The organism is Pseudomonas sp. MRSN 12121 (genome assembly GCF_000931465.1).
GTDB lineage: Bacteria > Pseudomonadota > Gammaproteobacteria > Pseudomonadales > Pseudomonadaceae > Aquipseudomonas.
Window position 1 is genome coordinate 2,687,445 of sequence record NZ_CP010892.1, and the last position, 12,055, is coordinate 2,699,499.

Annotated in this window: 7 protein-coding genes; 4 read left to right on the forward strand and 3 right to left on the reverse strand. The window is 66.0% G+C overall.

The features are described from left to right. Positions 1-306 precede the first annotated feature (306 nt). The 3 genes from preA to hydA form a co-directional block, all read right to left on the reverse strand. Positions 307-1,581 (reverse strand): NAD-dependent dihydropyrimidine dehydrogenase subunit PreA, encoded by a 1,275-nt coding sequence (preA, locus tag TO66_RS12395; protein ID WP_044462588.1) that lies wholly within the window; start codon positions 1,579-1,581, stop codon positions 307-309. After that, positions 1,582-2,949 (reverse strand): NAD(P)-dependent oxidoreductase, encoded by a 1,368-nt coding sequence (locus tag TO66_RS12400; RefSeq protein WP_044462589.1) that lies wholly within the window; start codon positions 2,947-2,949, stop codon positions 1,582-1,584. A 270-nt stretch (positions 2,950-3,219) separates the two neighbouring features. Further along, complete coding sequence (gene hydA / locus TO66_RS12405; RefSeq protein ID WP_044462590.1) at positions 3,220-4,659, reverse strand: dihydropyrimidinase; 1,440 nt, start codon at positions 4,657-4,659, stop codon at positions 3,220-3,222. Positions 4,660-5,282: 623 nt separating this feature from the next. Between hydA and TO66_RS12410 the strand changes: the two genes are divergently transcribed. The 4 genes from TO66_RS12410 (at position 5,283) to TO66_RS12425 (ending at position 12,054) form a co-directional block, all read left to right on the forward strand. After that, positions 5,283-6,770, forward strand: coding sequence for an NCS1 family nucleobase:cation symporter-1 (locus TO66_RS12410; RefSeq protein WP_044462591.1), 1,488 nt, complete (start codon positions 5,283-5,285; stop codon positions 6,768-6,770). A 155-nt stretch (positions 6,771-6,925) separates the two neighbouring features. Beyond that, a complete protein-coding gene (locus TO66_RS12415; protein WP_044462592.1) occupies positions 6,926-8,209 on the forward strand; it encodes a Zn-dependent hydrolase in 1,284 nt (427 codons plus the stop codon). Between the two features lie 678 nt (positions 8,210-8,887). Continuing rightward, positions 8,888-9,844, forward strand: coding sequence for an aliphatic sulfonate ABC transporter substrate-binding protein (locus tag TO66_RS12420; RefSeq protein WP_044462593.1), 957 nt, complete (start codon positions 8,888-8,890; stop codon positions 9,842-9,844). 140 nt (positions 9,845-9,984) lie between these two features. Next, a complete protein-coding gene (locus TO66_RS12425) occupies positions 9,985-12,054 on the forward strand; it encodes an ATP-binding cassette domain-containing protein (protein ID WP_044462594.1) in 2,070 nt (689 codons plus the stop codon). Position 12,055: the final 1 nt, after the last annotated feature.

A 12,055-nucleotide genomic window follows, 5' to 3' on the forward strand; every position in this document is an offset into this window, starting at 1 on the left:
CAACCCTGTAGCCCTGTAGCCGCTGCCGAGCCTTGGCGAGGCTGCGATCGAGGACGCAGTCCTCGCCAAACCTGTCGATGCGGTTTGCCGGGAACGACGCGGTGTCTGGTTTTGCGACCGCTGCGCGGTCGATCGCAGCCTCGCCGGGGCTTGGCAGCGGCTACAGGGGCGGGGTATCAGGTGCTGCGTGTCATCGTTCACGTTTATCGCGGGCAAGTCGGATCGCCGCCCGCTCGCTCCTACAGATTGCACGTACCTGTAGGAGCGAGGCTTGCCCGCGATAGCGTCGGTGCGGTCAGCGCTGGGCTAAACCGCCTCGCGATACGGATTGCGCGGATCGTGCTGCCAGTCGAGGAACGGCTTGCCGGTGTCCTGGGGCACCATCTCGATGCAGTCCTGCACCGGGCAGGTGATCTGGCACAGGTTGCAGCCCACGCATTCGGCGTCGATCACCTCATATTTATGGGTGCCGTCGGCCTGCCTGAGGCTGGCGATAGCCTGGTGCGAGGTGTCTTCGCAGGCGATATGGCAGCGGCCGCAGCCGATGCAGGCGTCCTGGTCGATTTTGGCGATCACCTGATAGTTGATATCCAGGTACTTCCAGTCGGTGGTGTTGCCCACCGCCTTGCCGGAAAACTGCGACAGGCTGCTATAGCCCTGGCTGTCCATCCACCGCGACAGGCCGTCCTTCATCTCCTCGACGATGCGAAAACCATGCAGCATCGCCGCCGTGCACACCTGCACCGCGCCGCAACCGAGGGCGACGAATTCCGCGGCGTCGCGCCAGCTGCCGATGCCGCCGATCCCGCAGATCGGCAAGCCACGGGTCTGCGGGTCGCGGGCGATCTCGGCAACCATGTTCAGGGCGATCGGCTTGACCGCCGAGCCGCAGTAACCGCCGTGAGTGCTCTGGCTGCCGACCATGGGGTGGGCGACCATGCGCTCCAGGTCGACGCTGGTGATCGAATTGATGGTGTTGATCAGCGACACCGCGTCGGCGCCGCCGCGATGCGCGGCGCGGGCGGCCATGCGGATATCGGTGATGTTCGGCGTCAGCTTGACGATCACCGGCAACGAGCAATAGGTCTTGCACCAGCGGGTCACCTGTTCCACGTACTCCGGCACCTGGCCCACCGCGGCGCCCATGCCGCGTTCCGGCATGCCGTGGGGGCAGCCGAAGTTCAGCTCGATGCCGTCGGCGCCGGTGGCTTCCACCAGTGGCAGGATGTTTTTCCACGACGCCTCGACGCAGGGCACCATCAGCGACACGATCAGCGCGCGGTCCGGCCAGTCCTTCTTGACCTGGGTGATCTCCCGCAGGTTGATCTCCAGCGAGCGGTCGGTGATCAGCTCGATATTGTTGATCCCCAGCACCTCGCGGTTGGCGCCGAAATGCGCCGAGTAGCGCGACGACACATTGACCGCCGCCGGGTCCTCGCCCAGGGTTTTCCAGACCACGCCGCCCCAGCCGGCCTCGAAGGCGCGGACCACGTTGTAGGCCTTGTCGGTCGGCGGCGCTGAGGCCAGCCAGAATGGATTGGGGGCCTTGATACCGGCAAACACAATCGACAGATCGGCCATTTACGCAGCCTCCACGTTGAGCATGAGTTGGGCATGCATGGCTTCGGCGGCTCGCTTGCCGTGTTGCACCGCCTGCACGGTGAGGTCCTGGCCGAGGCTGACGCAGTCGCCGCCGGCATACACCCCGGGGATGCTGGTGCGCAGCTGCTCGTCGACCTCGATACGCTCGCCGGCGCGCTTGAGTTCGCGGGCCAGCGGGTCGCTCAAGGACGCGCCGTCGAAGACCTGGCCGATGGCCTTGAAGATCGCGTCGGCGGCCAGCTCGAAGGTTTCCCCGGTGGTCTGCAACCGGCCCTCCACCAAGTGGGTGCGGGCGAAGCGCATGCCGCGGACCCGGCCCTGGGCATCGAGCAGCACTTCTTCGGGCGCGGCCCAGGTCAGCAGGCGCACCTGGTTGGCCTTGGCGATGTCCTGTTCGTGCTTGGTCGCGCCCATGTCGTCGAGGCCGCGGCGGTACACCAGGTTGACATCGCGGGCGCCGAGACGGGCCATCTGCACCGCCATGTCGATTGCGGTATTGCCGGCGCCGAGGACGATGCAGCGATTGGCCAGGGGCAACTGGCTGAGGTCGTCGGCCTGGCGCAGTTCGCGGATGTAGTCGGTGGCGGCCAGCAGGCCGGGGGCGTCTTCATGGGCCAGGCCCAGCTGCTTGCTGGCGGCCAGGCCCAGGCCGAGGAACACCGCGTCGAACTGCTGGTGCAGCTCGCTGAGGCTCAAGTTGGCGCCAAGTTTCTGCCCGTGGCGGATCTCGATGCCGCCGATCTGCAGCAGGAACTCCAGCTCCTTCTGCGCGAAGTCGTCCACCAGCTTGTACTTGGCGATCCCGTATTCGTTGAGGCCGCCGGCTTTTTCCCGGGCTTCGAAAATCACCACGTCATGGCCGTGCAGGGCACAGCGATGCGCGCACGCCAGCCCCGCCGGCCCGGCGCCGACCACGGCGATGCGCTTGCCGGTGGCGGCGGCGCGCTGGAACGGGTGCTGGCTGAAGTGCGCGTTGTCCACCGCGTAGCGCTGCAACAGGCCGATCAGCACCGGCGCGCACTCCTGGGCGTTGTTACGCACGCAGGCCTGCTGGCAGAGGATCTCCGTCGGGCACACCCGGGCGCAGCTGCCGCCGAGGATATTGGCCGAGAGAATGGTCTGCGCCGCGCCCTGGACGTTATCGGTGTGGAGGTTGCGGATGAACGAGGGAATGTCGATCTCGCTGGGGCAGGCGTTGACGCAGGGCGCGTCGTAGCAATACAGGCAGCGCGAAGCTTCCAGGTGCGCCTGGCGGGCGTTGAGCGGTGGCGCCAGGTCGCTGAAATGGCCGGCGAGGGTGGCGCCGTCCTCGGTGGGGTGGGGCAAGTGGTTCAGGGTCTTGATCACGGTTCGGGCCTCACGGTTTTTTTATCGATTGCCTCTGATGGGCATTGTTTTCACCAACGGGATGGCTGACCTGCTGCGCCGCTCTGTAGCCGCTGCCGAGCCTCAGCGAGGCTGCGATCGGGCGCGAAGCGGCCGTAAACCGGCTACCGCGCTCTATCTGATGCACCGCAAGCGCAGGTTTTGCGGCAACTGCGTTGCCGATCGCAGCCTCGCCAAGGCTCGGCAGCGGCTACAGGGTTACAGGGTTACAGGGCTACAGGGGTTGCAGGCTCAGCGTTCGACGGCGGTCGGCTTGTGCGCTTCGGCGCGTTTGCGCAGCAGGTCGAACACCGCCGGGTAGGCCGGGCGTTCGAGGTAGCGCCCGGCGCCGCGTTCGGCGCGCAGGTCGCCGTCGGCCCAGACCAGCTTGCCCTGGCTGATGGTGTGGCTGGGCACGCCGCGCACGGTCTTGCCTTCGAAGATGTTGAAGTCCACCTGCTGATGGTGGGTCTTGGCCGAAATGGTCCGTGTGCCTTGCGGGTCCCACAGCACCAGGTCGGCATCGGCGCCGACGCGGATCGCGCCCTTGCGCGGGTAGAGATTGAAGATCTTTGCGGTGTTGGTGGACGTCAGGGCGACGAAGTCCTGCGGCGACAGGCGCCCGCTGTTCACCCCTTCGTCCCAGAGCACGGCCATGCGGTCCTCGATACCGGCGGTGCCGTTGGGGATCTTGCTGAAATCGTCACGGCCGGCGGCTTTCTGCTCGGCGCAGAAGCAGCAGTGGTCGGTGGCGGTGGTGTGCAGGTTGCCCGCTTGCAGGCCGCGCCACAGCGCCTCCTGATGGCCGCGCGGGCGGAAGGGCGGGCTCATCACATAGCCGGCGGCGGTCTGCCAGTCCGGATGGCGGTACACGCTGTCGTCCAGCAGCAGGTGTCCGGCCAGCACCTCGCCGTACACCGGCTGGCCCTTGCCGCGGGCGTAGGTGATTTCGTCCAGGGCTTCCTGGGTCGAGACGTGCACCAGGTACAGCGGCGTGCCCAGGGTTTCGGCGATGCGGATCGCCCGGCTGGCGGCTTCGCCTTCGACCTGGGCAGGGCGCGACAGCGGGTGGGCTTCCGGCCCGGTGATGCCCTGGGCCAGCAGCTTGCGTTGCAGGTGGTAGACCAGCTCGCCGTTCTCCGCATGCACGGTCGGCACCGCGCCGAGTTCCAGGCAGCGCTCGAAGCTCGCCACGAGGGTGTCGTCGGCAGCCATGATCGCGTTCTTGTAGGCCATGAAATGCTTGAAGCTGTTGACCCCGTGCCGGCTCACCAGCTCGCCCATCTCCTCGCGCACCTGCTCGCTCCACCAGGTTATGGCGACGTGAAAACCGTAGTCGCTGGCGGACTTTTCGGCCCAGCCGCGCCACTGGTGGAAGGCCTCCAGCAACGACTGCTGCGGGTTGGGAATCACGAAGTCGATGATCGAGGTGGTGCCGCCGGCCAGTCCTGCCGCGGTGCCGCTGAAGAAGTCTTCGCTGGCCACGGTGCCCATGAACGGCAGTTGCATGTGGGTGTGGGGGTCGATGCCGCCGGGCATCAGGTATCGGCCGCTGCCATCGAGCACTTCGCAGCCTGCGGGATGATCCAGGTTTTGTCCGATGGCCTTGATCACCCCGTCGGCGCACAAGACATCGGCTGTATAACTTTCATCATGGGTAATAACGGTGGCGCCACGGATCAACAGAGACATTCCGAGTTCCTCGCAGGCATGACCGGCTTATGCCGGTTCTAGTGTTCTTATCGTGAGCAGGCGGCAGGTTTTTATTCCTGGCAGTGGTGTCAGGAATAAAACCTAGCTGCTGCTGGATAAATCGGCAAGATTATTTTTCATAAGCTTATATTGTTATTAACTTATTGAAATATAACGATTTAATTCAAAAATTCGCAAAATGGTGCAGCCTTTCACCATTTTGACGCACTTGACAGGATCGAAATATAAGCAAGATTTTCTACGGCAAATCAGCCGTTTGAAGGAGGCCCGGCGATCCATACGCTAGTTTGAAAAAAGTAGGCGTGCACCAGATTGAATCCCGAGCCCTCGGGCAACTTGCCAGGCATTCGGCCTGAGTGAATCGGCAAGTGATCCGGGAACGGAAGTTGGGCAGAAATAAATAGAAGAAACATCAGTTGTTTACATGGATTTTACCGACGGCGAAGCCGCCTCGACGGGTCAGCCGGCACACTTATTGAGTGCCGCCGTCGCCAGGGTGGCCGGTTGGTAAAAGTCGTCAGTTCTCCGGCCATCGCCGGGTTGGCAGCAGGTCTGCCGGCTCGCCCGATGAGCAACAATAATCAGAACAAAGTGGAGCGGCCATGCAACAGAACAGATCCCAAGTCACCGAGCGTGCCGGCCTGTACGAGCTGGACGCCGGCAGCGACGTGCTCGACAGCCCCCGTTACAACCACGACATCGCCCCGACCAAGGTCCACGAACGCACCTGGAACAAATGGCACATCACCGCGCTGTGGGTCGGCATGTCGATCTGCGTGCCCACCTACACCCTGGGCGGGGTGCTCACCGCCTACTTCGGCCTGAGTGTCGGCGAGGCGTTGCTGGCGATCCTTTTGGCCAATGTCGTGGTGCTGATCCCCCTGACCCTCAACGCCTTCGCCGGCACTAAATACGGCATTCCGTTCCCGGTGCTGCTGCGCTCGTCGTTCGGCGTCCTCGGCTCCAATGTGCCGTGCCTGATCCGCGCCCTGGTGGCCTGCGGCTGGTTCGGCATCCAGACGATGTTCGGCGGCCTGGCGATCCACCTGTTCCTGGGCTCGATCTTCGAGGGCTGGAAGGCCCTGGGCGGCACCGGCGAGGTGATCGGTTTCATGCTGTTCTGGACCCTCAACCTGTGGGTGGTGCTGCGCGGCGCCGAGTCCATCAAGTGGCTGGAAACCCTGTCGGCGCCGCTGCTGGTGGCGGTGGGCATCGGGCTGTTGGTCTGGGCCTTGCCCAATGTGTCGCTCAGCGAATTGCTGGCGATCCCGCCCAAGCGGCCCGAGGGCGCGAGCCTCACCGGCTACTTCATGGCCGGGCTGACGGCGATGGTCGGTTTCTGGGCCACCCTGTCGCTGAACATCCCGGATTTCAGCCGCTATGCGAAAAGCCAGAAGGACCAGATCCTCGGGCAGATCTTCGGCCTGCCGCTGACCATGTTCCTGTTCGCGGCCCTGGGGGTGGTGATGACCGCGGCGTCGGTGAAACTGGTGGGCGTCAGCGTCTCCGATCCGGTCAGCCTGATCGGTCATATCCAGAGCCCCGGCTGGGTAGCCCTGGCGATGGCGCTGATCATCATCGCCACGCTGTCGACCAACACCGCAGCGAACATCGTCTCGCCGACCAACGATTTCCAGAACATCGCGCCCAAGCTGATCGGCCGTACCACGGCGGTGATCCTCACCGGGTTGGTGGGGCTGTTGCTGATGGGCCATGAGTTGCTGAAAAAACTCGGCCTGCTGGTCTCGGACGTCAGCCTGGAGACGGTGTATTCCAACTGGCTGCTGGGCTATTCCAGTCTGCTGGGGCCGATCGCCGGGATCATGGTGGTGGACTATTTCATCATCCGCAGACAGCAACTGGACCTGGCCGGGCTGTACCGCGACGACGTCTACCCGGCGTGGAACTGGTACGGCTTCATCGCCTTCGGCGTGCCGGTGGCGCTGACCCTGTTGTCCCTGGGCAGCAGCGCGTTCAGCTGGTTCTACAGCTATGGCTGGTTCACCGGCTCGGCGCTGGGCGGCTTGCTCTATTACGGCCTGTGCAGCCTGCGCAGCCCGCAGCGAGTGACCGCCAAGACGCCGGTGTGAAGCGCCAAAAGCATCGCGGGCAAGCCTCGCTCCTACCAAACGATGCGTTCTCTGTAGGAGCGAGGCTTGCCCGCGATGCGATCCACCAGACACCACAGCACCCAAGACGAGCGCGACCTCGTCACCCACAACCAGAAAAGCCTGAGGAGATCACCATGAACGCTGCCGTCGACGTTCTGCAATCCAGCCACCGGCACATCAACCGCGACCGCCTGTGGCAGTCGCTCATGGAGCTGGCGCAGCTCGGCGCCACGGTCAAGGGCGGGGTCTGTCGCCTGGCCCTGACCGACCTCGACCGCCAGGCCCGCGACCTGTTCGTCAAATGGTGCGAGGAGGCAGGGTGCACGGTCACGGTGGATGCCATCGGCAATATCTTCGCCCGCCGCCCCGGGCGTAACCCGCAGCTGCCGCCGGTGATGACCGGCAGCCATATCGACACCCAGCCCACCGGCGGCAAGTTCGATGGCTGCTTCGGCGTGCTGGCCGGGTTGGAAGTGTTGCGCACCCTCAACGACCTCGGGGTGGAAACCGAGGCGCCGCTGGAAGTGGTGGTGTGGACCAACGAGGAGGGCTCGCGCTTTCCGCCGTGCATGATGGGCTCCGGGGTGTTCGCCGAGAAGTTCACCCTGGAAGAAACCCTGGCCAAGACCGATGCCGAGGGCATGAGTGTCGGCGAGGCGCTGAACGCCATCGGTTATGCCGGCAGCCGCCAGGTCAGCGGGCACCGGGTCGGGGCTTACTTCGAGGCGCATATCGAGCAGGGGCCGATCCTCGAGGACGAAAAGAAAACCATCGGCGTGGTGCTCGGCGCCCTCGGCCAGAAGTGGTTCGACCTCAAGCTGCGCGGCGTCGAAGCCCACGCCGGCCCGACCCCGATGCACCTGCGCAAGGACGCCCTGGTGGGTGCGGCGGCGGTGGTGGCCGCGGTCAACCGCGCGGCCCTCGGGCATCAGCCCCATGCCTGCGGCACCGTGGGTTGCCTGCAGGCCTATCCCGGCTCGCGCAATGTGATTCCCGGCGAGGTGCGCATGACCCTGGACTTCCGCCACCTGGAACCGGCGCGCCTGGATTCGATGATTGCCGAGGTGCGTCAGGTGATCGACAGCACCTGCGAGGAGCATGGTCTGAGCTTCGAGCTGCTGCCGACCGCGGACTTCCCGCCGCTGTATTTCGACAAGGTCTGCGTCGACGCGGTACGCGATGCCGCGCAGGGGCTGGGCCTGTCGCACATGGACATCGTCAGCGGCGCCGGCCACGACGCGATCTTCGTCGCCGAACTGGGCCCGGCCGGGATGATCTTCGTGCCTTGCGAGGGCGGCATCAGCCATAACGAAATCGAAAACGCCGACCCGGACGACCTGGCCGCCGGCTGCGCGGTCTTGCTGCGCGCCATGCTCGCCGCGTCCCAGGCGGTGGCCAAGGCGCAGCGGGTGGCCTGAGGACCGCCGTATTCACCGCCATACACCTGTAGCCGCTGCCGAGCCCTGGCGAGGCTGCGATCGACCCCGCAGGGGGCGCAGCGATCTTGAGACCGCCGAAGGCCCTTCGGGCCTTATCGCAGCCTCGCCGGGGCTCGGCAGCGGCTACAGAGGTTAGGTTTTGTGGCCGCTATGGCAGGAGAGGTGCTCCTGAGCGAACCCATCACCAACACGGCACCGCATCCACCGCCAGTACCTGTAGCCGCTGCCGAGCGGAGCGAGGCTGCGATCGACCCCGCAGGGGGCGCAACGATCTTGCGGCCGCCGAAGGCCCTTCGGGCCTTATCGCAGCCTCGCTAGGGCTCGGCTGCGGCTACAGAGGTTAGGTTTTGTGGCCGCTATGGCAGGAGAGGTGCTCCTGAGCGAACTCATCACCAACACGGCACCGCATCCACCGCCGTACACCTGTAGCCGCTGCCGAGCCCTAGCGAGGCTGCGATCGACCCCGCAGGGGGCGCAACGATCTTGAGACCGCCGAAGGCCCTTCGGGCCTTATCGCAGCCTCGCTAGGGCTCGGCAGCGGCTACGGGGGCGGGGTTGTCGGGTGAACCTAAGCTAATTCCTAAAAAGTATTTATTTTTGATTTGTTAGATCGATTAGCTTTTAGCGACTTTCCTGTCTCCGAGAAGGTCCGCCCCCATGCGCCTGTCGTTTGCTTTTTCGATCACCACCCTGGCCGGTCTGGCGCTGGGCATGGCCCTGAATGCCCAGGCCGATACCGAGCTGCGTATCGGCTACCAGAAATCCTCGACCCTGCTGGCGGTGCTCAAGGCCCAGGGCACCCTGGAAAAACAACTGGCGGGGCAGGGCGTGAAGCTCTCCTGGCATGAGTTCACCAGCGGCCTGCCGCTGGCGGAATCGCTGAACGTGGGCAACGTCGACATCAGCGCCGACGTCGCCGACACCGTGCCGGTGTTCGCCCAGGCCGCCGGCGCCAAACTGACCTATTTCGCTACCGAAACCCCGTCGCCGGCGGCGCAGTCCATCGTCATTCCCAAGGACTCCACGCTCAAGACCCTGGCCGACCTCAAGGGCAAGCGCATCGCCGTGACCAAGGCCGCCGGCAGCCATTACCTGTTGATCGCCGCGCTGCGCGAGGCGGGCCTGAGTTTCGCCGATATCCAGCCGGTGTACCTGACCCCGGCCGATGGCCGCGCCGCCCTGGAGACCGCCAAGGTCGATGCCTGGGTCACCTGGGAACCCTTCGTCGCCAGCGCCGAACGCCAGCAGGGCGCGCGGGTGCTGCATGACGGCCAGGGCCTGGCCAGCTACCGGCGCTATTACCTGGCCTCCAACGACTACGCCAAGGCGCACCCCGAAGTGCTGAAGCAGGTGTTCGCCGAATTGCAGAAGACCGGCACCTGGGTCAAGGCCCATCCGACTGACGCGGCCAAACTGCTGGGCCCGCTGTGGGGTAACCTGGACGTCTCCACCGTGGAACTGGCCAACAGCCGCCGCACCTACCGGGTGGAAGCCGTGCAGCCGGAGGCCCTGGGCGAACAGCAGAAAATCGCCGATGCCTTCTACCAGGAAAAACTCCTGCCCAAGCCGGTGGATGCCCGCGCGGTGCAGCTGTGGAGCCCGAAGGCGTTGTGATTGACCGGTAGATGGCTATCGCCGGCAAGCCGGCTCCTACAGGGATTTGTGTAGGAGCCGGCTTGCCGGCGAAAAGACCTCACCCTCGTTATTTTTCATCACCGCCGTTGGCCATCCCGCGCCCGGCGTCAGGAGTTCCCGTGTCTGCCGTTCACCCCCAAGCGGCCTTTGCCGTCCCAGCCTCGTCCGTCCCGCAACCGGCCAGCGCCGAGGTGGTGCTGGAGCTGCGCAACCTGACCAAGCACTACGGCCGCGGCGCGTCCGTGCCGCCCGCGGTGCAGCAGGTCAGCCTCAGCGTGCGCCGGGGCGAGGTACTGTGCCTGATGGGCACCTCCGGCAGCGGCAAATCCACCTTGCTGCGGCACATCAACCGCTTGATCGAGCCCAGCAGCGGCGAGGTGCTGATCGACGGCGCGGCCATCAGCCAGCTCACCGCCAAGCAGCTGCGCACCCTGCGTTCGCGGCGCATCGGCATGGTCTTCCAGCACTTCGGCCTGCTGCCCCATCGCAGCGTGCGCGACAACGTCGCCTTGCCCCTGGAATTGCGCGGCGAACCCGAGACGCTGCGCCAGGCCGCGGCCGATGTGCAGCTCAAGGCCATGGGCCTGGACGGCTGGGGCGACCACTACCCCCATGAGCTGTCTGGCGGCATGCAGCAGCGGGTCGGGCTGGCCCGGGCGTTGGTCAGCGAGCCGGACATCCTGCTGATGGACGAACCCTTCAGCGCGCTGGACCCGACCATCCGCCGCGACCTGCAACGGCACTTCCTGAGCCTGGTGCGCGAGCGCGGCATCACCACCTTGCTGGTGACCCACGACCCGGCCGAGGCCCTGCGCCTGGCCGACCGCATCGCGGTGCTGCGCCAGGGTCGGCTGATCCAGTTGGGCACGCCCGATGAATTGCTCGAACACCCGGCGGATGCCGAGGTGGCGGACTTCTTCCAGGAGCACGGCGCGCGCAGCGACACCGTGGCGGCAACGCCGCTGGCGGCGCGGCAAGCCACGCTTGCGCCGGCGCCGGTACGTCCGGGCTTTGCCTTCTGGCAGGCGTTGCTGCTGGGGCCGGCGGCCCTGGCCGCCAGCGGGCATGGCGCGTTGTATTGGCTGGGCTTCGCCCTGGAACTGGCGGCGGCCAGCGCCCTGGGCCAGTGGCTGGCAACCGCCGGCCTGGGCTGGGCCGGGCTGGCGCTGCTCGGCCTGCTGCTCAGCCGCCTGCTCAGCGTGACCCTGGCCCGCCGTCCGAGCCGCCAGGGCCGTTCCGACTGGCGCCTGCCGTGGCTGGTCGTGCTGCTGTGCCAGGGCCTGGTGCTGTGGCGCGTGCTGGCGGTCGACGCCAGCGGGCCCTGGCTGCAATTTCCCGCCGACCGCCAGGCCCTGCTGAGTACCGCGGCGGCCATCGACCAGTTGATCGGCTGGTCCCAGGTCACCTTCGAAAGCACCTTCGTCGGCGTGATAGTCGCCGTGCGCACGGTGATCGAAAGCACCGAAAGCCTGCTCGGCTGGCTGCCCTGGCCGGTGCCGGCGCTGGCCCTGGTGCTGCTGGCCTGGCGCTCGGCCGGCGCGGCGCTGGCCCTGACCAGCGCGGCGGCCTTGCTCTATATCGGCCTGTTCGGTTTCTGGGAACGCACCATCGCCACCCTGGCCCTGGTGGGTTCCTCGGTGCTGCTCTCGCTTTTGATCGGCGTCCCCGCCGGCATCCTCCTGGCCAAGCGCACCCTGGCCCGGCGCCTGATCACGCCCTTGCTGGACGTGATGCAGACCCTGCCGACCTTCGTGTACCTGATCCCGGCGGTGGCGTTCTTCTCGGTGGGCAAGACCCCGGCGGTGATCGCCACGGTGATCTTCGCCCTGGCGCCGATGATCCGCCTCACCGCCCTGGGCATCCAGGAAGTGCCCCGGACCGCCGTCGAAGCGGCCCTGGCCCATGGCGCCACGCCGTGGCAGATCCTGACCCGGGTGGAGCTGCCCCTGGCCGCCGGCTCGCTGCTGCTGGGGATCAACCAGACCCTGGTGATGAGCCTGTCGATGGTGGTGGTCGCGGCGCTGATCGGTGCCGGCGGCCTGGGCTACGACGTGATGACCGCGCTGCGCAACATCAAGGGCGGCGAGGGCATGTTGGCCGGCGCGGCCATCGTGTTCTGCGCGCTGATTCCCGACCGCATCATTCAAGCGACCCTGCGTCAGCGGGATCGCGCTTTTACGCACAAGTGAG